The organism is Mesorhizobium sp. M1143, from assembly GCF_040318435.1.
Taxonomy (GTDB): Bacteria; Pseudomonadota; Alphaproteobacteria; order Rhizobiales; family Rhizobiaceae; genus Mesorhizobium.
Genome location: NZ_JAMYMJ010000002.1, coordinates 24,777 through 46,131, shown reverse-complemented (window position 1 = coordinate 46,131; position 21,355 = coordinate 24,777). Strand labels below are relative to the sequence as shown.

Below are 21,355 nucleotides of genomic sequence, written 5' to 3'. Positions count from 1 at the left end.
AACCGGATCCGCTTTTCCGGATCACGCTCCTTTTCAGGATCGCGCTCCGTTCAGGCGGCGGTCTTCGCCCGCACGTCCGATTTCTCCAGATAGTAGGTCGAATAGCGGTCGAAGAACTTTTCCGAGCCGCCGAGCGAGCCGTATTTCGGCAGCTTCTTCAGATCGACCTTGTTGAGCACGGCGCCGACGACCTTGCTTGCGACGTAGGGTTCCTGCTCCAGCAGCGAGCGCACCATGGCGCGCGGCGTGCGGCCCCATTCGGCAACCAGCACGAAGCCGTCGACCAGCGGCGCAAACGCCTTGGCGTCGACCACGGGGCCGAGCGGCGGCAGGTCGACGATGATGTACTCGAACGTCTCCTTGGCGTTGTCGATGAAGCGCCGCATGCCGGCCGACGACAGCAGCTCGCTGGTATGCGAGAACTGGCCACGCAGCACGGCCGGGATGATCGCCAGCTTGGTCTGGCGGTCGACCTTGCCGACCGACTGCCAGGTCTGGCCGTTGACCACGGCTTCCATCAATCCCTGCTCGGCCTCCATGCCGAGGTTGCGGCTGAGGCCAGGATTGCGCAGATCTGCATCGATCAAAAGCGTCTTCGAGCCGTTGGCGGCCAGCAATCCGGCGAGATTGGCGGCGACCGTCGATTTGCCTTCGCCTGGCAGGATCGAGACCACGCCTATGACCCGGCTGCCCTGCCCTTCCATGACAACGTCGAAGGCGATCTTGGCGTTGCGCAGCGTTTCGGAGAACATCGATGCCGGCGCATCGACGCTGACCCGCAAGCGCGCCCGTTTCTCGGCCGCCGACAATGTGTTGGCGCCTTTGGCATCCGCCGCACCGTCGTCGGCGTCCTTGCCGAGCCTGCCGCCGATCATCGGCAAATAGCCGAGGAATTTGAGGCCGACGCGATCGCGAATGTCCTCGCCGGTCCTGAAGAAGCGCTCGTTGAACTCATTCAGGCCCCCAAAGCCGGCGCCAAGCAGCACGCCAAGCACCAGCGACAGCGCCAGCACCCTGGAGGTGCGCGGGCTTGAGGCGGAAAGCGGCGTTGAGGCATCCGAGATGATGCGGACCTTGCCGACCGGGAAGGATTGCTGCTGCGAGGCCTCCTCGTAGCGGCTAAGGAAGGTCTGGTAGAGCGTAGTGAGCGCCTGCGCCTGCTGGTCGAGCTCGCGCAGTTTGACCTGGCTCTGGTTGTCGATGGAGCTCTTGCCGGCCGCGTCGGCGATCTTCTGCCTCAGTGAGGTCTCGCGTGAAAGCGCGACTTCATATTCATTGCGATAGCTTTCGGTCAGCTGCTTCAACTCGCCGAAAATCTGAGTCGACAGGTCGGCCTTCTCCTTGGCCAGCGCCACCGCCTGCGGATGGTCGGCGCCGAAATTGGCCGTCACGTCCTGCAGCCGCTTGGCGACTGTGAGATAGCGGGTCTTGAGCGTTGCAATGACCGAGCTTGCCGGCTGATCGCTTGAGATGGCGGAATCGTTGAAGGCATTGTCCGAGCCGCTTTCGACGATGGTCTTGTATTGCTGATAGCGGGCGCTGGCGCGCGCCGTATCGGCCTGCGCGACGATCAGTTGCGCGGTGAGATCGGCAATCTGCTTGTCGCTGATCAGCTGGCCGTCGCTGTTGGCGGCCAGACCATGCTCGGCCCTGAATTTCTCGACCGCCATAGCGGCCGCCTGTGAGTTCTGACGAAGCTCGGTCAGCCGGCCCTGCAGCCAGACCGCAGCGCGTTCGGTGGCGTCGAAACTGGCGTTGAGCTGGTCGGCGAGATAGGCGTCGGCATAGGCCTTGGTGATGGCGGTGGCGAGCGCCGGATTGGTCGACTGGTAACCGATGGCGAGCACATAGGAGCGGCCGTTGCGCTGCGCCAGCACCTCGCTCTGCAGCTTCAGCACGGCATAGTCGTGGCGCGCCGTCTGCATCATGGCCTGGCGTGTCGCCTCATCGACGTTTTCCATGCCGGGAATCTGCTCGGCGGAACTTGAGCGGAAATAGCCGATCACGCCGCGCACGAAGCCGATGCCCTTGACCAGCGCCGATTGCGGCGGGTTCATGAACTCTGCGTTCTGGTCGAGTTTCAGCTTGTCGACCACCACCGAGGCCAGCCGCGCCGAGGTGATGATTTCGATCTGGCTGAGCAGGGCGGCGTCGGTCTGCATGGTGACGGATGCAGCCGAGATGTCGTCGATGACCTTGTTCAGGCCTTCGTCGATCAGCACGCTGGCGACCGACATGTATTGCTTGGGCGTGGTCTGCAGATAGAGCAACCCCAGGAACAGGCCGATGATGGCGCAGACCGCCACCACCTTGACCTGACGCGCCGCCATGCCAAGCAGGCGCTCGACGTCGATGAAGTCTTCACCCTTTTCCTGATCGGGGTTGGGCAATGGCATCCTCTTGTCGAGAGGAAAGCTGGCATAATTCATCTTCGATCCAATTCTAGGTTACAGGCGCCGGAGCGAGACGGGTCAGGTCCCACCTCGTCCGAAGCTGCGGAGATCGGGGGCAAGATATGCAACGCAAGCTTCATGCCATCCGGCGCCGGGCCTGAGCGGCCAGGCGTGCAGGCATGAGCCGCGCCATCGTCCAAACGCATATGCCCTCGAAAGATGGGCATTATGCGGCCACTTCCTGACGCTCATGCGACCGCACGAACGCCTGCAGCATTTCCAGCACAGGTCCCTTCATGTCGTCGCGCGCCAGCGCGAAGGCGATGGTCGCCTCTATGAAGCCTTCCTTGGAGCCGCAGTCGAACATGCGGCCATTGAAAGGCTGGGCAAAGAAAGACTGGCTTTTCGCCAGCCGCACCATGGCATCGGTAAGCTGGATTTCGTTGCCGGCGCCGCGCTGCTGGTTGCCCAGCAGCGAGAAGATCTCGGGCTGCAGGATGTAGCGGCCGTTGATGTAATAGTTCGACGGCGCATTGGCCGGCGCCGGCTTTTCGACCATGGCAGTCACCTCGAAGCCGCTCCCTGTCTCGGCGCCGCGCCCGACGATGCCGTATTTGCTGGTCTCGCTGGGATCACAGCGCTCGACGGCGATCACATTGCCGCCGGTCTGCTGATAGAGATCGACTGTTTCAGCCAGGCAACCTCGGCGACCGAACGACACCATATCGGGGAGCAGCAGGGCGAAGGGCTCGTCGCCGATGACTTCGCGTGCGCACCACACCGCATGGCCGAGACCATGTGGCGACTGCTGGCGGATGAAGCTGGTGGCGCCGGCCACGGGCAGCATGCTTTCGAGCGCCTCCAGCTGGGTCTTCTTGCCGGTTTGTTCGAGCGTTCCAATCAGTTCGGGGTGCAGGTCGAAGTAGTCCTCGATGACAGCCTTGTTGCGGCCGGTGACGAACACGATGTGCTCGATGCCGGCTTCGAAGGCCTCGTCTACCGCATATTGGACGACCGGCCGGTCGACCACGGGCAGCATCTCCTTCGGAATCGACTTGGTTGCCGGCAGGAACCGTGTTCCAAGCCCCGCCACAGGGATGACTGCCTTCCTGATTTTCTTCATCGCAAATTCCTTCTGAGCAGATCGATTTCAGCCTGTTGCAGGCCACGAACAAACGTCTTCATGTACTCGCCCTCCTTACCTCTCCGCGCCGACGGCAAACTGCGCCGCCACCCTTTTGAGGCGGACGGCGATCGGCATCGACATGTGCCTGACAGCCGCCGGATCACTTAGCGCGGTGCGTATCGCTTTCAACGGCGAACGCGCCTTGATGTGCTGGACCAGCGACAGGAACGATGCCGCCTTGCGCAGGCTGCGGGCGCGTTTGGCGAAGGCGGCCGCAGCAGCAGCGTCCATGGAATTGGTCTCGGCGAAGACCGCGTCGGCCTTGCGCATCGCCTCGATATGGTGAAGCTCGAGCACGCGCGAGATCGAGCCCGTGCGGATGTGGTAGATATAGCCGGTCGTCGGCTCGACGACGCATTTTCCGCTCTTGGCCAGCGCGTTGGCGAGCAGGATGTAATCCTCGCCTATGCTCAGACTTTCATCATAGCGAAGCCCGTTTTCGATCAGGAAACGGCGCTGGAAGATCGGCTTGAGATAGCCAAGGTTGAACGTGGATTCGAAAACGATGTTGCCAGCGATGTAGTCGGCGAGCGTGATTTCACGCAGGCCCTCCAGATATTTGGCGGGAAACATCGTCGCTTCAGCAATGCCGTCCTCGCGCACCACCTGGAGGTTGTCGACGGCGATCACAGCGCCCGCGCTTTCGGCCCGCGCGATCATGGCGGAAAGCCGCCCGGGCAGGACGGCATCGTCGGAATCGAGCACCGCGACCCAGCGCCCGGAAGCCAGTTCGAGCCCGGCATTCCTGGCGCCGCCAGGGCCACGATTTGCCGGCAGCGCAACCACTTTGACGACATCTTTTGGATAGGCTCTTGCGACGTCGAGCGTGTTGTCGCGCGACTGGTCGTCGGCGACGATGATTTCGACGCTGACATCGCGCTGGGCCATGGCGCTTGCGATCGCCCGGTCGAGCGTGGCCGCGGCATTGTGGGCTGCGATGACAAAGGAGACGTCAGGCTGCACGCTTGCCTCCTTGCTGCGGGGAAGACAGTCCGTATTGGCGAATTTCGCTGATACCGACCAGGCCGCTGACGACGCCGACATGCATGATGCCGCGCAGCACGCTGCGGTTGCGGCGGACCGGGCTAATCGCAGTCAACGCCGCCATGCCGAAGCAATAGGCGGCCTTGGCCGAGGCGAGGCCGACCTCCTTCGCCCGACGGACTGCGCCCGCATTGTGGCCAACAAGGTGGCCATGCGTCTGACCGAAGCGGAAGCGGCGGCGGCGCAGCCAGTCGAAAGCGGCTCGCGAACGCGGCACGACTTCCTCGACCAACGCCTCCGGCGCAAAGGCGATGCGACCGCCTGCCTTGACCATGCGGTCGAAGAATTCGGTGTCTTCGCCGCCGCTCTGGCCGCGCGCCAGGCTGAAACGACGGTCGCGCAAGCTGTCGGCGCTCATCCTCAAAAGGACGTTGCAGGTGTAGCCGGTGCGGATTTCGCCCTGCACCCAGACCGGCAAGGTCGAATGAAAATCGCCCTTGCGCATCCAGTCCGGCGCATCCGGGCGGTAGAGCGCCCGCACCGGACCGAGCACGGCGTCGGCGCCGCTTGTCTCCGCGATAGCAATCAGTTCGGCCAGCCATTGCCGGGAAGCGGTTTCATCGTCGTCGATGAAGGCGACAAAATCGGCCGTGCTGGCATCAAGACAGGCGTTGCGGGCAACCGAGATGTTGCGCGCCGGAGCGTGCCGGTAGCGGGCCACGAGCTTCAATTCGCTCGCCAGCGCGGTCACCAGCGGCTCGGCGGTCGGCTCGTCGTCATTGTCGGCGACGATGACGCCGATGCCGAAACCGGCAGGCATATCCATGGCAGCGAGCGACCGCAGCGTGTCGGCCAGTTCCGGCCGCCGGAACGTGCAGACGCAGATGTCGATTCGGCGGCTGTCGGCGACCATCATGCCACCCCGCGCTGCGATCGCGAGCCGAGCAGTTGCAGCCAAAACCCGAGCGACCAGCCGAAATGCATGACCATCGCCGAAATGCCCGCCAGCACATTGTTGGGATTGCGCTGGCTGATGGCGGTCACAGCGCCGTAGCCCAGACAGACCGAAGCCCAGACCAGCAGCGGCACCGCCGCCAGCCAGTGGATAAAGGAAAATACCGCGAGAAGGACGACCGGCGCCACCAGCAGCGGGATCATCTGCCGAACTTTCGGGATCATGCGGTGCTTGAGCACATTCTTGGCGCGGCCGCGCCCGTAGCCGATATATTGGAAATACAGGCCCTTCAGCGACGAACGCGGATAGTAGACCATCTGCGTCTTGCCGCTCATCCAGATGCGGTAGCCTGCCCGGCGCAGGCGGTAGTCGAGTTCGGCATCCTCATTGTGGCTGAAGGTCTCGTCATAGCCGCCGACCGCGGTGAAGGCCGAGATCCGGATCAGCGCGTGATGGCCGTGGTCGACCCATTCGCCGGCCGAGAGGTGCCGGTGCTTGGAGCCGCCGGTGCCGAGCTTGGAATTCTGCGCCGCCGCGACCGCTTTCTGCACCGCGCCGCTGCCGCTGGTCAGCATCGAGACGACGACCGAATCGGCTGAAGTGGCGAGCGCCTCCTCGACCAGCCGGTCGCAATAATCGGCGGGATAGCCGCCATGGGCATCGATGCGGATCAGGTATTCGGCGCCGTCACCGAGGCTGGCGACGGCGAGATTGATCGCCGCGCTCTGGATACGTTTTGGGTTGTGCAGGAGGACGACCTGAGGGTCCTTGGCCGCAACCGCTTCGACAATGGCCAAAGTACCATCGGTGCTGCCGCCATCGGCAACGACGATGCGGGCGCCGAGCCTTAGCGCTGCCGGCCTGAGCTGCTCGAGCAACGCGCCGATATGGGCTGCCTCATTCAGGCACGGAATGACGATCAGGCTTGGCGGCAGCGCTTCGGTTTGCGTCATCGGCGCCTTTCCATGAACTGCACTTTTGTCATTGGTCATCCTTCAGGCCAGTGCCTCGGTGGCGAACGAACCAGGGGCAACCGCAAGGCCGCGCAGCCTGTCGACAAAGGCGCGGCAGTCGCTGCGGTCGTAACTCCAGGTTCGTGGGTTGCGGGCCAGCACACGCGCCTTGGCCTTGCCGAAGTGCTCCTGGTCCATGCGGCCGAGCGCGGTTTCCAAGATTTCGGGCGTGGCATCGGAAAGCAGGATGCCAATGTCCTGCTGGTTGAGAAAGCGCCCCGTCTCGGTAGTGCCCATCGAGATCGGTACGGCGCCGAAGCGGCAGCCCTCATAGAGGCGGTTGGGCAGCAACCATTCCGAATTCTGCCCTTCCTCGAAGAAATCGATCGCCCAGGAAAAATGCACTTCGCCGTAGATCGCGGCCATGTCTTCCGGGTTGCGGTAGGGGCCACGAAAGGAGAGATAGGGTTCGGCCTCGACAAAAGCATGGAAATCCGGGAATTCCGAGAGTGCCGGACGGCCCCGGAGGACGACCTCGAAGCGCCCGCCCTGACGGCGCGTGAAGTCGGCCAGCAGCTCCAGCGAGCGGCGGCAGCGCAGCGCGCCGAACCAGCCGATGCGCCACGGGGGTGCTGCAGGGTTTTCGGCCTTTGACCTGTCATCCAAGGCGATCGGCGCGGTTTCGAAGTATTTGTTTTCGACCAGTTCCACCGGTGCGGCGACCTGCCCGAACGGCTTGAAATAATTGACGATGAAGGCCGGTGAGCTCGTCACCAGAAGCTTCACGTCGCGGGCGAGATAACGCTCCGCTGTGCGCAGCGCCTTGCCCAGCATGTCATTGCGCAGCACCAGGCGATGGATGTCGAGGCATTCGTAGACGATCGGCACGCCGCCGCGAAAGGCGGCCTTGGCGCGCCTGGCCAGCGCCAGCATTTCCAGATTGCGCGCGATGATGAGGTCGGGCTTCGGCATCGCCGCAAGCTTCGAGCCTATCGACAGCGCCGCCTTGGCGACCGCCGCCAGACGCTGGCCGAATCGGCCGTCACGCGTCGCGCCGAGGTCGACCGGCTGCAGCCCCTCGACGTCGGGAACAGCATTTGTGGTCCGACGGAAGCCGGCCAACGTGACCCGCGCGCCGCCTGCCTTGAGCATTATGATCCGCCGGCGCACCGCCGGGTCGGAGACATCGTGCACAAGGTACAAGACATGCAGCATGAAAACTCGACCGCTGTTGGCCCACCCACGGGAATGCTAACCCAGCTTTTGCTGCATCGCAACATTTTTGGTGCGCCGTAGCATAAGTGCACGTTTTTTGTTGCACTGCAAAATTGATGCGTTACCCTCCGTTGGGCTTGAGCGCCGCTCTGGCTGGTCACCCAGCCCGATGCAGCGATGAATTGTGACGCGAGCCGCATCGGGATCGTCCTGGCCTTGGTGTTTTCGGTCACCATGCCCGTCCTAGGCACCGCAGGCCCCGCCGCGGAATCTGCTGACGAAATGAGGTATCCCATGAAGATCGTCGTTGAAAACACAGTCTGCCTGAATACCGGGGATGCGGCGATTCTGCTGGCGATCCGCCACATTCTCAAGACGATCGTGCAAGGCGACGTGCGGTTTGCCGTCTTCGACAGCCAGCCCGAAGTTGCGGAACGACTCTATCCGAAGACGGATTATCCCGACCTCGAATTTCATAAGCTGCTGTCGGAATCCCTGTTCCGATACAAGAATGGCAGCGGGCTGAGGGACCGGTTCAAGCCGATCTACAATCGGCTCGTTCTCCAGGCCCTGCGCTGGTTTGGCAGCAGCGCCCTAGGCAATTTTTTCACCTATCGCGTCCGGCGCGGTCTCGATATCTACGCCGACGCGGACATGGTGGTCACCACAGGGGGAACCTATCTCGTCGAGAACTACAATCTCGAACGACGCCTCAATCAGTTCAGGCTCGATGCCGTATTTGGCAAGGATCCGGTCTTCTTCACGCAATCCCTCGGTCCGTTCGACAAAAGTTACAACCGCCAGGAGCTCGGCCCGATCTTTGACCGCAGCCCGCTCATCCTGCTGCGCGACGAACGGTCGCGGACCCATATCCGGGATTTGGTGAAGGATCTCGGCAAGTGCCACGTGGTGGCCGATGCCGTATTCGCCTTGGCGGATACCGACAGGATCGGCAAGCGTCTCGCTTCCAGCCAGCCGCCGGCGTCGACGGGCCGCGTCGCTATTTCGGTCCGCCACTGGAACTACGTCAGCGACGGTGAGGGCGGCATGCGCCGCTATCTGGATTCGATCCGCGAGATCGCCACAATTCTTGTCAGGGACCTTGGCAAGGAGGTGACCTTCGTCTCCACGTGTCAGGGCGTGCCGGAATATGCCCATGACGATTCCAAGACCGCGCAGGCCATCGTTGCCAAGCTCGATCCTGAGATCGCCAGCCACGTGACAGTGGACGCTTCGTTCCACACGCCGGACCAGTTGATGGCGCTGGTGAAGGGCTTCGACTTCGTCGTCGCGACGCGCATGCATATGATGATCATGTCGCTTTGCGTCGGCACGCCGGTGCTGCCGATCGCCTACGAGTTCAAAACCAAGGAAGTGGCCAAGCGAATCGGTGTCGACGATGTGCTGCTCGACATCGACACCGTGACGCCCGAAGAGGCGCGCGAAAAGCTCGGCCGGTTTGCGGGAGATCTCGACCGCTATCGCAAGACAAGCCTTCAGGCCGTGCTCGAAGAACATGCTTCGGCAATGTCGGCCACAAACCTACTGGCGCCGCTGTTCGCCGGCCGCTCAGCGGATATTGCGCGCGGCGTTGGACAGGGTGGTGAACAAAGCGCGTCGCGACTGCGGGACGGCAAGCATGAAAACGAGACCGATGCCGTAGTTGAGGGCAAGCGCCAAAAAGACCGCGAGCAGGTCTGACTGGCCCGTTAGAGACGCCGGCAACCACAGGTACAGGAACCAGGCAAGCAGGGACGAGGCGATGAAAAGCCCCTGCATGAGCAGGAAGTCGGCGGCGGTCACCGGACCGACGCGATGGACCAGTAGCGCCAGCACGGGAACGCGCAGCACGTAACCGCTGATGGCATAGGCCGCGGCAACGCCGACGGCGCCCCAGTGCAGGCCAACGACGAAGGCAGCGACGGTCGTCAGCGACGAATAGATGCCCCAATGGAACATGGTCTTCGTCTTGCCCTGACAGATGAATATCCATCCCGTCGTGCTTGAAACGGACTGGACCAGGCTGGCGATGCCCAGCCAGGCAAAGATCGGTGCGACCGGTGCCCAGCCCGCGCCGAAGAGAAGTCCGACGATCTGATTGGAGGTCAGCGTCAGCGCCGCGATGCCCGGCATGGTAACGGCCGCCAGCATCCAGTTGGTGCGCACATAGATATCGCGAAAGCGGGCCTTGTCATCGTGGATGCGGCTGAGCAGCGGCACCATAACCCGTGTCAGCGGCTGGTTGATGTTCTGCAGCGGGAACAACAGGAGCTTGTAGGCGCGGTCGTAATAGCCGAGTTCGATCGCACCGGAATATTTTCCGATGAGAATGTTGTCGAGATTGCGCGAGAAGAAGTTGGCGAGGTTGAAGCCGGTCAGGTTGGCGCCGAACGACAATATATCGGCATCGACCTTCAGGTCCGGCCGCAAAGGCGTCCAACGCGCCACCAGCCAGGCGGCAGCCAGGGCGATAGCTGCCGAAACCGCCGGGCCGATGACCAGCGACCAGTAGCCCAACCCCGCATAGGCCGCGATTGCGGCGGCCAGAAGTCCGGCGGCGGCGCTTATCACGTCGTTCAGTGCGAGCTGGCCGAACTGCAGGTGCCGGTTCATCAACGCCAGCGGCACTGCGGCGAGACTGCCGAGAAGCAGCGGCAGGGCAGAGCCAAGGGTGATGCCGGACATACGTTTATCGCCATAGAACGCGGCGATGGCAGGCGCCAGGCCGGCCACTACCACGGCACTGCCCAGCCCGACGAGCGCGCTGATCCAGAACACCTGGTTGAGCTGCTGGTTGCTGATGTCCTTGCGCTGAACCACAGCCTGCTGCAGGCCCAGATTCTGAAGCAGCCCGACGAAGGCGACGATCGGCCCGACGGAAGCCACCAGACCGAAATCCTCGGGGACGAGCAGACGGGCCAGCACGATGACGGAGAGAAACTGGATCGCCATCTTGAAGCCCTGGGCGCCGATGGTTACCAGCCCGCCGCGCAGGGCGACACGACCGAACTGGGGGGGCGGATTGGCGTTCATGCAAGCGACCTCGTTTCGCCAAGCCGCATGGCGATTTCCACGAAATGTTGGTTCAGCAGATCGGAGTTGAACTCCGCCTCGATCTTCTTGCGCGCCGCGAGAGCGATCCCTTCACACGGCTTCGGATTCTCGGCGATCCAGGCAAGCTTGCCGGTCAGCGCCGCAACGTCCCGCTCAGCCACGAGAAAACCCGTCTTGTGATCATCGATCAGTTCAGGGATCCCGGAATGATATGTGCTGACCACCGTCAGGCCGGCGGCCATCGCTTCCATCAGCGAAACCGGAATGCCTTCCAGATCGCCATCGCGGGCGCCGACGCTGGGCAGCAGGAACACATGCGCATCGCGCAGACGCTGTTTGACTTCGCTGTGCGGCCGGGGCCCAAGAAAATTCACCCTGTCGGCAATGCCGAGCTCTGCGGCGATCCCCTTCAGCTGCTCGAGAAGTTCTCCGCCGCCGATCACCGAGTAGATCCAGTCTCGCCGCGGCAGGCCAGCAAGCGCGCGAAGCGCATATTCGATGCCCTTCTTTTCAGTCAGGCGGCAGACCGAGATGAAAGAGAGCGTAGCCTGCTCCCATGAACGCCACCGATAGTCGATGTCACTCGGCCGCACCCCCATATGGTGAACCACAACCTGCTCCGGCGATGCACCGACCTCAATCAAGGCATCGCGGAAAAACGCATTCACCGGCAGTTGAAGAACGCCCTTTTCGAACACAATCTTGTAGCGCGCGAGCGTATTGTCATGCAGCGGTTCGCCGACATCACGGCCGTGAAATATCGTCACCAGGGGAGCGGAAATCCTCCCGCGCTTGATGGCGCGGGCCACGCGCATGCCGTTGTTGCCGAAATGGGCAACGATGACGTCGGCGCCCTGCAGTTTTCGCACATGAGCAATGTCGATGGCGGTCGAGAGCTTGTCCCAGAACCTGCCGGACCACTTCCTGAGCAGCGGGCGATAGCGACCCAGGCCACCCCACCAGCATACGACCTTTCCTGGCAGCGCCTGCCAGCGCGGATCATCGATGTTGCTGTCCCTGCCGAAGGACGTCTCGTTGCAGACGACGCCGACTTCCATGCCGCGCTCAAGGCATCCGGCTATCTGGTCGAGAACAAAGGTTTCGGACAATGAGGGGAACTTGTCGACTACGAAGCAAATCTTCATCGGCAGGATGCGCTCGTGCGTTGAGCCGGTGTGCCCTTGACAAAAGCCGGGCCGAAAACAGGGTGCCGGAGGCACAAGACATGCAGCATGGAACTCTACCGCTGTTGGCCCACCCGCAGGGACGTTAGTATAGGTCTTGCTGCACTGCAACATTTTTGGTGCAGTGTAGCAAGATTTCCCTCGGCTTGGCGTGTCTGCCGATCAAACGCAGAGCAGCAGTGTCAGCTGGCAGATGAAGGATCCGCCAAGCCCTCGGAAACCCCGACATGACCGGCAGGTTCATGCGCAGGGCTCGATGTGGCCAGTTGGGTAACGATCTGCGCAAATCGTTCATTCAGAACATCTGCGTTGAAGTCGTCCTCGACTTTGCGGCGTGCGGCAAGCGCGATACGCTCGCATTCGGTCGGGTGCTCCCCGGCCCAGGCAAGCTTGCCGGCAAGCGCTGAGATATCTCGCTCGGGCGCAAGCAACCCCGTCTCCCCATCCTTGATGAGCTCCGGGATTCCCGAATGATACGTGCTGACCGCAATCAATCCGGCGGCCATGGCCTCCATGAGCGCGACCGGAATGCCTTCCATATCCCCGTCGCTGGCAGTGATACTTGGCAGCAAAAAGAGATGGGCCATGCGAAGCCGTCTTTTCACCTCCGCGTGAGGGAGGCTGCCGAGGAACGTTACGCGACCAGCCAAGCCCAGCTCTACGGCCAGCTTCTCCAGATTCATCCGCAGAGGACCGTCGCCAACAATGTCGTAACGCCAGTCTAGCTGCGGCTGGGAGGCGTTGAGGGAGGCCAAGGCTCGCAAGGCGAACTCGACGCCTTTCTTTTCGACCAGGCGGCAAACCGTCGTCACGACCAGTTGGGTGCCTTCCCACGATTCCCAGCGATAGCCGATTTCGCGGGCGTCAATTCCCATATGGTGGACCGTCGTGCTCGCCTGCGACAGGCCGGCTTCCAGCAGCATCGTGCGGAAGTAATCGTTGACGGGCAGGTTCAGGGTCCCATGCTTGATCAGCCCGGCATATTGTGTCGCGAGCACTGCCTGCCGCGCCGGGATCGCCACGTCCGCGCCGTGAAAGATGGTTATGATCGGTGGTTTGAGCACCTTCCATTTCTTCAGTGCGGCTGCTCTCTCGCCGTTCTGTCCGAAGTGGGCGACAATCACCTCGCAGCGGTTCAGGCGGCGTGCAAAGGCGATGTCGAGAACGGTCGAGGCCTTGTATCGCAGACGCGGCGGCAGACGCTGTACAAATTTGCTGATTACAGCGGCCCATCGCCACCAATGTCGGGTTCTGGCGAGCAGCGTCGCCATCGGCTCGCTTTGCCGGTCAATTCGGTGGTCACCTTGCATCTTTTCGCAGACCACTTCGACCTGAAAGCCCCGCGCCAGCAGCCCAGCCATCTGGTCCACGACGAAGGTTTCCGAAAGCAGAGGGAATTCGCCGACGACAAAGCCCACGCGCATGACCCGCCCATAAGGTTGGGGCTTGCTCGGACCAAGCGGTCCATATCGCACAAGCCCTAATGTAGACAGGCAGAATACACGTTGATTGCTGCAGTGCCACAAAATATTGCACTGCAGCAATTAAAAGTGATCCGGACGGGCGCACGACGTCTGGACCTGGCTAACGGGAACTTTGCGCGACCACGGTCGTGCAGCGTCTCAGCTGAACTGCAACACGACGCGTTTAGGCTGCGCGCTCCAAACCGACACGTCTTGCGCGGTCGAGAACGCCCATGAACGTTGCGAACTGGCTATCGGGGTTCATTTGCCGCCGCTCCGAAAACTGACGTGCTGTCGCTGACAGCCGCTCGTACTCGGCCTCGTCGCTCCACAGCCGCCTGACCGTTGCGACCCAGTCGGCGAGCGGTGCGTCGTAGTCCAGTACCACGCCGCCGGCGCCGATCGCTTCCGGCAGACCGCCGCGCCGCGAGCCGACCACGGGAATGCCACTACAATGCGCTTCCGAGGCCACCCGGCCCCAGGCTTCTTCCCATTTGCTGGGCGCAAGCAGGATTTTCGTGCGGCCGTAGACCGTCTTCATGTCGCTGGTGCGGCTTTCCAGCTTGACGTTCTGGAGGGGAGAGATTGTTGCTTCGATCCGGGCTCGATGATCGTCGTCGAGCTTCCAGCTTTCGACGAACAGGAACGGGATCTCGGGACAGGCGGCGGCAATGCGCACCGCAAGATCGAAGCCTTTTTCCTCATATGGATTGATGAGCGTGACAAATTCACCGGTCGTCGGTGTGCTGTAGAACGCGGGATTGATGGTCGGCGGAATAACCGTCGAATCGATATCGAATTTTGCCTTATAGGCGCGCGCGGTGAACTCGGAGTTGGCGATATAGACCGCCGAATGGAGCTCACGCAGATCGCCGGCCAATTCGTCGAATTCGACATTCCTCAGATAGACGGTCAGCGGCACGCCAAGCCTCTGCAGCTCTCTGCCGATCGGCACCGAATTGTGGCACTGCACGACCGCGACATCCGGCCTCAACTTTTTGACGGCGAAGTCGGCCGCTTCCCAGGGGAACCACGCCCGTACAACCGGATAGCCCGGGAAATTGTCGATGACCGCGCGCTGACGAAGGAGCTTCATCTTGGCGCGCGCCCTGAAGCCGAACATGCCGTCGCCGAACAGGGCTGCCAGAACGGATGCCTCGTGACCGTTTTCGCGCAATTGCTCGACCAGGTGGTGGGTGCTCGACTGGACGCCCCCGCTGAATTGCGGCGTGTAGCCGGTGCCGCCTGCAAACAGAACTTTCATGAACCTGGCTCCGCGTTGTGCCGCCCTGCCTTCACGCCGCCATCCTGCCGATCGAGAAATACTCGATGCCGTGACGGGCGATGACCTTGGGATCATAGAGGTTACGGCCATCGAAGATGACCGGCGTGGTCAGGGCATCCTTCACCGCGTCGAAGGACGGGGCGCGGAAACTCTTCCATTCGGTGGCGATCAGCAACGCGTCGGCGCCGCGCAGTGCCGCCTCCTTGGTGCCGCACAACAAAAGGTCGTCGCGCAGGCCGTAGATGGCCTGGCATTCCTGCATCGCCTCGGGGTCGTAGGCCTGCACATTGGCGCCGGCCTGCCACAGCGCCTCCATCAGGACGCGCGCCGGCGCCTCGCGCATGTCGTCGGTGTTGGGCTTGAAGGCGAGGCCCCAGAGCGCGAAGGTCTTGCCCTTGAGACTGCCCTTGAAATAACGGTGCACCTTGTCGAACAGCACCGACTTCTGGGCATTGTTGCGCTCCTCCACGGCGCGCAGCAGCTTGGCGTCGAACTTGACACCTTCGGCGGTCTTGATCAGCGCGCGGACATCCTTGGGAAAGCACGAACCGCCATAGCCGAGGCCGGGATAGATGAAGTGGTAGCCGATGCGCGGATCCGAGCCGATGCCCTTGCGTACCTCCTCGATGTCGGCGCCGAGCTGCTCGGCCAAATTGGCCATTTCGTTCATGAAGGAGATCTTGGTCGCCAGCATGCAGTTGGCGGCGTACTTCGTGAATTCGGCGCTGCGCACGTCCATCATGATCATCTTCTCGTGGTTGCGGTTGAACGGCGCGTAGAGCTCCCGCATCACCGCCTCGGTGCCCTCGCTGTTGGTGCCGACAATGATGCGGTCAGGCTTCATGCAGTCGGCGACGGCGGAACCCTCCTTGAGGAACTCAGGATTGGAAGCGACGTCGAAAGCCAGGTCCTGGCGCCCGCGCGCCTTCAGCGTCGCGGCGATTTTGGCCTTCACCTTTTCGCAGGTGCCGACCGGCACGGTCGACTTGCCGACGACGATCTTGGGACCGTCCATCTCGCGGCCGATGGTCTCGGCCACCGCCAGCACATATTTGAGGTCGGCCGAACCATCTTCGCCGGGTGGCGTGCCGACCGCAATCATCTGGATCTCGCCATGCTTGACGCCGGCGGCGGCATCGGTGGTGAACTTGATGCGGCCGGCGGCGTGGTTCTCCTTGACCAGGGCCTCCAGTCCCGGTTCGAAAATCGGCACCAGGCCCTGGTTGAGCCGCTCGACCTTCTTTTCATCGACATCGACGCACACCACCTGGTGCCCGACCTCCGCCAGCACCGCGGCCTGCACGAGACCGACATAGCCAATTCCAAAGACCGTCAAATTCATTCGGGTTAATTCCTGTTCACGCCCTTTGGCCTTATATGGCCGGGCCGGTTCAGATCTACTTTATGCTGCTTACACTGCATGCCAGCGATTCCGGAAACTGGCACGGCTGGCCGAGCGCGGTGAAGGCGACGCGCTGCACCTGCATCGTCACCTGGCGGCCGGGGTCGGAAAAGGCGCCCATCCAGTTTTTCAGCGTGTCGCTGCCCCAGAGGCTGAAGAATATCTTCTGCGAGTGGGTCGGCAATTGCTCGGGATTGGTCACTTCCTGGACCAGCTTGCCGTTGACGTACCAGCGCAGCCGGTCCTTTTCCCAGATAAAGGCATAGTCGTTGAAGCCCTTGTCGGCGCCGCCTTCGACCTCGGCCAGCTTCTCGTTCTTGGGCTTGCCGGCGATGTAGCTGTTGACCTGCACCTTGGATGTATCCTTGGTCAGCACCTCGAAGTCGATCTCATACCAGGGCTGTTTGTCGGCAGGGCCGATATAGGTGAAGAAAGCGGCGTTGAGACCGGATCCGGTGTCGGTCTTCATCCGTGCTTCATAGGTCCCATAGCCGAAGCGCTGCTTGGTCTGGATCTCGGCGCAGGCGAACTCGCGGTCCTTCAGTTTGCGCTTTTCGAAGCCGAGCGTCAGCATGTTGTCGGAAAATTTTACCAGGCTTTTCGACCAGGTGCAGTTCTGGTGATTGCCGTTCGACCAACCGTCGGAGACATACCAGCGCGAACGATCGAAACTCTTGAAATCGTCGACGAAGGACGGTGCGCTTTGCATCTCCGGGGAGGCGTCCTGGGCGCGGGAGGGGTGGGCGGCGCCGAGCAGAGCTGCGGCTGCCGCCAACAGAAGCGCACCAACGGATAGAAGACGCGTTGGGTTTACAAGACGCATTGGCCGATTTGGCCGCGTCGAAATCATGGCATCGATTGCCGCCATGGGCGTCGTCTTCGGATCTGCGTTCATATCAATTCACCTTTGTGCTGTTCCGCCCCAACCCAAAGTCACCGATTGGCCCACATTGCTAACGGGCCGATCCCGATCCTCCGTCCCCGAACTTTCTCTTCTGTGTCTCGTGTGACCGTGTTCAGCCGAAGCGACCTGCGGGTTTGACATATTCCCCGTGCGAATCAGAACTCTGGCCATCCTCGCCGACGATCGCGTCGAGTGAATGACGCAGTTCCTTCATCCGGCTCGTCTGGCGCACCAGCTCGGCGATGCGCTGTTCGCAGTTCAGGATGGACTTCGTCAGCTCGCCGACTTCCGACAGCTTGCGTGCCGACGCCGAGCCGTTCTCCATCGACTCGACCAGGAAGGCCGCGTTGGTGGACTTCGACCGGTAGCGGGCCTCCAACCCGGTCTTCTCGGCCGCAATCTCGGCCGTGATCTGATCCAACAGCTTTGCCAGACGGTCGAAACGCGCCAGATCGGTCTGCTTGTCGCGCGCTGGGTCCCTGGACCTGAAGCCGAAAATTGAAGCCATCCGGTTGGCCTTCCAAAATTGCTGCACCGCAACATACAGTGCCATCGTCGGGGCGTGTAGGCAACCTCCGAGTTTCAGAAAGGCAATTTTTTCAGCCTTGCGGCCGCCGTCCCGGACTTGGCGGAGCCTACTTTTGCGCCGCCGTGTTGGTAGCGGCCATGAGGAAGCGCAAAGGCGGCACCGGCTGCTGCCGCGGGGACAGACCGGCGTGGCGAAACAACGCATCGAGCTTGTCGGCGGCCACGCCGACAACGATGGGAATGAAGTTCGACTGGCTGGCCAGCGCATAGGCGGCGGCAGACGCCATGCCGCGCTCGGCCTTCACATCGAGGAAATTGCGCAGCCGGTATTTGTCACGCACATGCCGCTCGTGCTTGCGCAGCAGGGCCTTGGAGCCTTCCGGCAGGCTGTCGATCTCGAGCAGTGCCAGATCCGCATCGGCGAGGCGCTTCAGATCCTGTGTCTTGTGGCGCCCGCTCAACGAATCGGCGCGCACGATCGCGCCATAGCCGCAGGAACGGATGACCTTGAAGCGTGCGCCAAGGGCAAAGGCGCGAGCGTAGAGTTCGTAATCTTCGCCGAGACGCAGGTTCTCGTCGTAACGCAGCCCATGCCTGTCGAGGAAAGCTCTTGATATCACCGGCTTGAGAAAGCCGAGTTCGCCGCGCTGGACACGCCGTCTGGAGATGTTGCCCTCGATGAATCGCTCGAAGTCGAGGAATTCCGGGTCCGCCGAAAAGGACGGGGCGACGATCTTCGAGACATCGGTCGCCGTATCGTCACGGATCAGCATGATGTTGTCGGCGGCGAAATCCCAGTCGGCGCTGGCAAACAGCTGGCGAAACCGTCCCTGAAGGAAGAAATCGTCGGCGTCGAGAATGCTGATGAAAGGTGATTTCGACCCGGCAATGGCGGTATTGCGGGCGAAGGACGGGCCGCGATTGGCGTCGAGCCGGATGACCGAAAGCCGGCGGCTGCCTTGGTCGGCTGCGGGGGCCACGTTTGCGGTGGCATGGGTGGAGGGGTCGTCGACGACGAGGACTTCCGCCACCTCCGGCTCGCGCAGCGCCGAGGCGATGGCTGCGGGAATGGTCCGGGCCCCGTTGCGCGCCGCGATGATCACGCAGACCCGGGATTCTGTCATGGACATAGGGTGGCCTTTCGATTGCATAAAGTGTCGCGAGGCCCCTCGCCCTCCCGGCGCGCGGCGCCGGACCCCGATCCATCCCCAGCGGATCGGGACGGAACGTTATCTGCCTGCTGCATGACGACCCTCATCGTCACCGGCTTTCCCGCTCGAAAATCCGCCGGCTGAGGTCGGCTGACGCGGCCCAGCCGGCCTCGGTCAGATAGCGGACAGGTTCGCGGCCGCACAATTCCCACAAAACGGTGCGCCGTTGCGGCCATCTGAGCGACGACAGCCACGGCGCGATGACCATGTGGAACAGGTCTTCATTGCCGATGCGTGACAGGATCCTGGTGGCCCGATCCGACAGCAGCGTGCCGGCGCCACCAAGCAGCACATCGGCGGCGCGCAGGCCCAGCAGCAGGGTGTCGGCCAGCCCCTGCTCGGCCGCGTAGTCGAGCACAGTCTGCTGCTCGGCCTCGCTCAGCCGACTGGCAGCGGCCCGGATATCGCAGACATAGCCCGCGCATGGCTCGCGGTTGAACAGCGCCTTTGCGACACTGATGCAGGACAGAAGCAAAGTGTCGGAGGCCGAGATGAACGGCACGCTGGAGCCGGCGATCGCAAGCGCGCGCTTGCGGCGCAGGAACCCTTCCGTATCGCGCGGGCTGGGCGATCCCGGCTGCTGGAGCCGGTAATGGAGATCGACGGTGGACAATTTCCGACCTTGGCTGCGAACCATGTGCTGCTCGCCCAGAAAGCGCACCCACCAGACGGAGCGGGACTTGCCGGCGACCTCGTAGCCGATCGAGCGCAGCGCATCGCGAGCTCTAAAGAAGCCGACCGGCGACACCAATATGTCGACATCTCCGGACGGCTTCATGAAATGGTCGCCATAGAGCAGTTGCTGCTGGAGGGGCCCCTTCAGGAACACGAAATCGATGCCGCTGCCGCGCAGCGCCTTGTCGATGGCCATCGAATCCATGATGCCGGACGAGTTCATCGCAATCGTGCGCCGGCGATAAGTGTCGAGCCACTCGAGCAATCCCGGCGGCGTCTCGCCCGCCGGTGGGCGCGACAGCGCCTTCAGAATGAGGGTGGCGACCTTGTTCAGCCTGGCGATGTCGCAAACATCGGCAACGGAGATGGCCGGTGCAGGCGCGGTGCTGGGGCTCGCCCCGGAGGCGAAGAACAGCCGCAGGCACGCCTGCACATAGGCCATTTCGTCGGCGCAGCCAGCGGCGCGCAACCTTTCGAAGGTCCCTTCCTGCAAGGCCATCTGCTGCAGCATCTCCGCAAAAAATTCGCCAGGCGCGTTATATTGCAAGTGCGAAGCAAAGCATCGCCAAATTCATGCGCCGCGTCCAGTTTTTCCTTTGGCGCCAATTTCCTGCAACCTGAACGTTTCGCAACACAGTCCTAGATGCAAGGCGCCACCTGATCGGGGCTTGTGACGGGTACGTCAGCAACAATTTTGTGGGAATGCGCCAGCGCCCAAGTGAGGAGCATTCGAAGAAAATTTAACGCAATTAGATCAGACACTTAGTTGGTAGCCTCGGACACTCTGCTGAATTCTCCTGGGATGTGAAAATGCAAAGCGCTTTGATCACCATTGAAGGGAGTCGCAACCGAGAATTGATTAACGGCTGGTAAATCAGGCTTGACTCATAAATGCTGCCATGCAGCTATTGCGGTGCAGCAATAGCTCGCTGCCGGCAATCGACAGGCCGCTTCCAGTCCACAAGTGGAGAGTAAATTGGAACAGAATGTTGAAAAGCATGAGTACGAAACCCCTAGCCTGACGGTCCACGGCTCGATCGAGACCATCACGCAAGGCGGTAGCGGTACTACGGCACTCGACGCCTCGTTTCCGGCACATACGCCGGTCGGCGAACTCACCTTCTCCTGAGTATTCTCTCGTTGGGGTGACAAAGTCCGGACTCTGCAAACAGAGCGCACTAAGGAGAGTCGGGGGTCAAACCCCGGCTCTCGCGCCTTTTTCCGGACTTGCCGAAGCGTTGGTGTTGTGAGTGAGGTTTAGGAATGGACTGGAACCCCTCGGACCATCATCGGGTGAGCGCGAGCGAGGATGCCGTGGCCTGCGAATTTGGCAACGGCCTGGCGCTGCTCGATATGAGGTCCAACATCTATTACAGCCTGAACAGCGTCGGCGCCTATATCTGGGAGCTGATCCAGGAGCCGCGGCCGATTTCCGAAATCCGCAGCGCCGTGCTGGATCGCTACAATGTCGATCCGGAACGCTGCAAGGCCGATGTCGATGGATTGTTGAAGGGCTTGGCGGACGCCGGGCTTGCGAGGCTCCATGATGAGGAACTTGTCTAGAGCTTTCTCACTGAGCGGGCCGGAGATGCTCTTTCTCGCCCACTGCCTTGCGGTGGTCGTGGCGGTGCGGCTGGGGCTGACGCTGCTTTCCTACAACAAAGTGCGCCGCATGGTGACCCGGCTCGACGCGCGCGAACCAGCCGACATCGGCGATCTCAGGCGTGTCGCCTGGGGCGTGGCTGCGGCTGCCCGCCTGGTGCCTGGCGCAAGCTGTCTGACCCAAGCGCTTTCCGGCCAATATTTGCTTGCCCGCCAGGGCAACGCCTCAAAAATCCGCATCGGCATCGAGCGCGATACCGGCACCGAGTTGAAGGCGCACGCCTGGCTGGTCAGCGGCGACCACATCGTGCTCGGCGGCTCGCTTGGCGGGTTTAACCATCTCGTCGACCACGGCCATTGA

Annotated in this window: 18 protein-coding genes and 1 pseudogene; 4 read left to right on the top strand and 15 right to left on the bottom strand. The window is 62.1% G+C overall.

Going from position 1 to position 21,355, the window contains the following annotated elements:
• Positions 1 to 50: 50 nt before the first annotated feature.
• The 6 genes from NKH35_RS01995 to NKH35_RS01970 form a co-directional block, all read right to left on the bottom strand.
• On the bottom strand, positions 51 to 2,429 hold the full coding sequence (locus NKH35_RS01995) for a polysaccharide biosynthesis tyrosine autokinase (protein WP_023742523.1): 2,379 nt from the start codon (positions 2,427 to 2,429) through the stop codon (positions 51 to 53).
• A gap of 190 nt (positions 2,430 to 2,619) precedes the next feature.
• On the bottom strand, positions 2,620 to 3,516 hold the full coding sequence (gene galU / locus NKH35_RS01990; RefSeq protein WP_023668795.1) for a UTP--glucose-1-phosphate uridylyltransferase GalU: 897 nt from the start codon (positions 3,514 to 3,516) through the stop codon (positions 2,620 to 2,622).
• Positions 3,517 to 3,591: 75 nt separating this feature from the next.
• Entirely contained in the window at positions 3,592 to 4,542 is a 951-nt protein-coding gene (locus NKH35_RS01985) for a glycosyltransferase family 2 protein (protein WP_352913226.1), read from the bottom strand.
• Positions 4,532 to 5,479, bottom strand: a complete 948-nt coding sequence (locus NKH35_RS01980) for a glycosyltransferase family 2 protein (RefSeq protein ID WP_352913225.1) — start codon at positions 5,477 to 5,479, stop codon at positions 4,532 to 4,534. The genes NKH35_RS01985 and NKH35_RS01980 overlap by 11 nt, the downstream gene beginning before the upstream one ends.
• Positions 5,476 to 6,471, bottom strand: coding sequence for a glycosyltransferase family 2 protein (locus NKH35_RS01975; RefSeq protein ID WP_352913223.1), 996 nt, complete (start codon positions 6,469 to 6,471; stop codon positions 5,476 to 5,478). Before NKH35_RS01975 ends, NKH35_RS01980 begins: the two co-directional genes overlap by 4 nt.
• Before the next feature lie 42 nt (positions 6,472 to 6,513).
• Positions 6,514 to 7,686 (bottom strand): glycosyltransferase family protein, encoded by a 1,173-nt coding sequence (locus NKH35_RS01970; protein WP_352913221.1) that lies wholly within the window; start codon positions 7,684 to 7,686, stop codon positions 6,514 to 6,516.
• A gap of 177 nt (positions 7,687 to 7,863) precedes the next feature.
• Between NKH35_RS01970 and NKH35_RS01965 the strand changes: the two are divergent.
• Positions 7,864 to 9,030 (top strand): annotated as a pseudogene (locus NKH35_RS01965) (polysaccharide pyruvyl transferase family protein); the annotation flags it as partial.
• Between the two features lie 225 nt (positions 9,031 to 9,255).
• On the opposite strand, the gene NKH35_RS01960 reads toward NKH35_RS01965, so the two are convergent.
• From NKH35_RS01960 to NKH35_RS01920, 9 genes are all read right to left on the bottom strand, one after another.
• Entirely contained in the window at positions 9,256 to 10,719 is a 1,464-nt protein-coding gene (locus NKH35_RS01960; RefSeq protein WP_023668801.1) for a lipopolysaccharide biosynthesis protein, read from the bottom strand.
• The gene (locus NKH35_RS01955; RefSeq protein ID WP_352913220.1) at positions 10,716 to 11,885 is read right to left on the bottom strand and encodes a glycosyltransferase; all 1,170 of its coding nucleotides are present in this window, start codon (positions 11,883 to 11,885) and stop codon (positions 10,716 to 10,718) included. The genes NKH35_RS01960 and NKH35_RS01955 overlap by 4 nt, the downstream gene beginning before the upstream one ends.
• A 221-nt stretch (positions 11,886 to 12,106) precedes the next feature.
• Positions 12,107 to 13,348, bottom strand: a complete 1,242-nt coding sequence (locus tag NKH35_RS01950) for a glycosyltransferase (protein ID WP_352913219.1) — start codon at positions 13,346 to 13,348, stop codon at positions 12,107 to 12,109.
• 223 nt (positions 13,349 to 13,571) lie between these two features.
• Positions 13,572 to 14,651, bottom strand: a complete 1,080-nt coding sequence (locus NKH35_RS01945; protein WP_352670833.1) for a glycosyltransferase — start codon at positions 14,649 to 14,651, stop codon at positions 13,572 to 13,574.
• Between the two features lie 31 nt (positions 14,652 to 14,682).
• A complete protein-coding gene (locus NKH35_RS01940) occupies positions 14,683 to 16,014 on the bottom strand; it encodes a UDP-glucose dehydrogenase family protein (protein WP_352913218.1) in 1,332 nt (443 codons plus the stop codon).
• Positions 16,015 to 16,069: 55 nt separating this feature from the next.
• A complete protein-coding gene (gene exoK / locus NKH35_RS01935; protein ID WP_023668806.1) occupies positions 16,070 to 16,969 on the bottom strand; it encodes an endo-1,3-1,4-beta-glycanase ExoK in 900 nt (299 codons plus the stop codon).
• A 121-nt stretch (positions 16,970 to 17,090) separates the two neighbouring features.
• A complete protein-coding gene (locus tag NKH35_RS01930) occupies positions 17,091 to 17,486 on the bottom strand; it encodes a cytochrome P450 family protein (RefSeq protein WP_023668807.1) in 396 nt (131 codons plus the stop codon).
• A gap of 127 nt (positions 17,487 to 17,613) precedes the next feature.
• Entirely contained in the window at positions 17,614 to 18,636 is a 1,023-nt protein-coding gene (locus tag NKH35_RS01925; protein WP_352913216.1) for a glycosyltransferase family 2 protein, read from the bottom strand.
• A 130-nt stretch (positions 18,637 to 18,766) separates the two neighbouring features.
• Complete coding sequence (locus NKH35_RS01920; protein WP_352913214.1) at positions 18,767 to 19,891, bottom strand: nucleotidyltransferase family protein; 1,125 nt, start codon at positions 19,889 to 19,891, stop codon at positions 18,767 to 18,769.
• A gap of 477 nt (positions 19,892 to 20,368) precedes the next feature.
• On the opposite strand from NKH35_RS01920, the gene NKH35_RS01915 reads away from it, so the two are divergent.
• The 3 genes from NKH35_RS01915 to NKH35_RS01905 all read left to right on the top strand — a co-directional run bounded on the left by NKH35_RS01915 (position 20,369) and on the right by NKH35_RS01905 (position 21,355).
• Positions 20,369 to 20,521: a lasso RiPP family leader peptide-containing protein gene (locus NKH35_RS01915; protein WP_023684233.1), complete on the top strand. Its 153-nt coding sequence runs from the start codon at positions 20,369 to 20,371 to the stop codon at positions 20,519 to 20,521.
• Positions 20,522 to 20,655: 134 nt separating this feature from the next.
• On the top strand, positions 20,656 to 20,955 hold the full coding sequence (locus tag NKH35_RS01910; RefSeq protein WP_352670848.1) for a PqqD family protein: 300 nt from the start codon (positions 20,656 to 20,658) through the stop codon (positions 20,953 to 20,955).
• A gap of 25 nt (positions 20,956 to 20,980) precedes the next feature.
• Positions 20,981 to 21,355 carry a lasso peptide biosynthesis B2 protein gene (locus tag NKH35_RS01905; protein ID WP_245263854.1) on the top strand — a complete coding sequence of 125 codons (375 nt, stop codon included), beginning with the start codon at positions 20,981 to 20,983 and terminating at the stop codon, positions 21,353 to 21,355.

Coding starts and splice junctions, on each gene's coding strand:
- NKH35_RS01995 (WP_023742523.1), bottom strand. CDS start 2,429: ATGAATTATGCCAGCTTTCCTCTCGACAAGAGGATGCCATTGCCCAAC.
- galU (WP_023668795.1), bottom strand. CDS start 3,516: ATGAAGAAAATCAGGAAGGCAGTCATCCCTGTGGCGGGGCTTGGAACA.
- NKH35_RS01980 (WP_352913225.1), bottom strand. CDS start 5,479: ATGATGGTCGCCGACAGCCGCCGAATCGACATCTGCGTCTGCACGTTC.
- NKH35_RS01975 (WP_352913223.1), bottom strand. CDS start 6,471: ATGACGCAAACCGAAGCGCTGCCGCCAAGCCTGATCGTCATTCCGTGC.
- NKH35_RS01970 (WP_352913221.1), bottom strand. CDS start 7,686: ATGCTGCATGTCTTGTACCTTGTGCACGATGTCTCCGACCCGGCGGTG.
- NKH35_RS01960 (WP_023668801.1), bottom strand. CDS start 10,719: ATGAACGCCAATCCGCCCCCCCAGTTCGGTCGTGTCGCCCTGCGCGGC.
- NKH35_RS01955 (WP_352913220.1), bottom strand. CDS start 11,885: ATGAAGATTTGCTTCGTAGTCGACAAGTTCCCCTCATTGTCCGAAACC.
- NKH35_RS01950 (WP_352913219.1), bottom strand. CDS start 13,348: ATGCGCGTGGGCTTTGTCGTCGGCGAATTCCCTCTGCTTTCGGAAACC.
- NKH35_RS01945 (WP_352670833.1), bottom strand. CDS start 14,651: ATGAAAGTTCTGTTTGCAGGCGGCACCGGCTACACGCCGCAATTCAGC.
- NKH35_RS01940 (WP_352913218.1), bottom strand. CDS start 16,014: ATGAATTTGACGGTCTTTGGAATTGGCTATGTCGGTCTCGTGCAGGCC.
- exoK (WP_023668806.1), bottom strand. CDS start 16,969: ATGAACGCAGATCCGAAGACGACGCCCATGGCGGCAATCGATGCCATG.
- NKH35_RS01930 (WP_023668807.1), bottom strand. CDS start 17,486: ATGGCTTCAATTTTCGGCTTCAGGTCCAGGGACCCAGCGCGCGACAAG.
- NKH35_RS01925 (WP_352913216.1), bottom strand. CDS start 18,636: ATGTCCATGACAGAATCCCGGGTCTGCGTGATCATCGCGGCGCGCAAC.
- NKH35_RS01920 (WP_352913214.1), bottom strand. CDS start 19,891: ATGGCCTTGCAGGAAGGGACCTTCGAAAGGTTGCGCGCCGCTGGCTGC.
- NKH35_RS01910 (WP_352670848.1), top strand. CDS start 20,656: ATGGACTGGAACCCCTCGGACCATCATCGGGTGAGCGCGAGCGAGGAT.
- NKH35_RS01905 (WP_245263854.1), top strand. CDS start 20,981: ATGCTCTTTCTCGCCCACTGCCTTGCGGTGGTCGTGGCGGTGCGGCTG.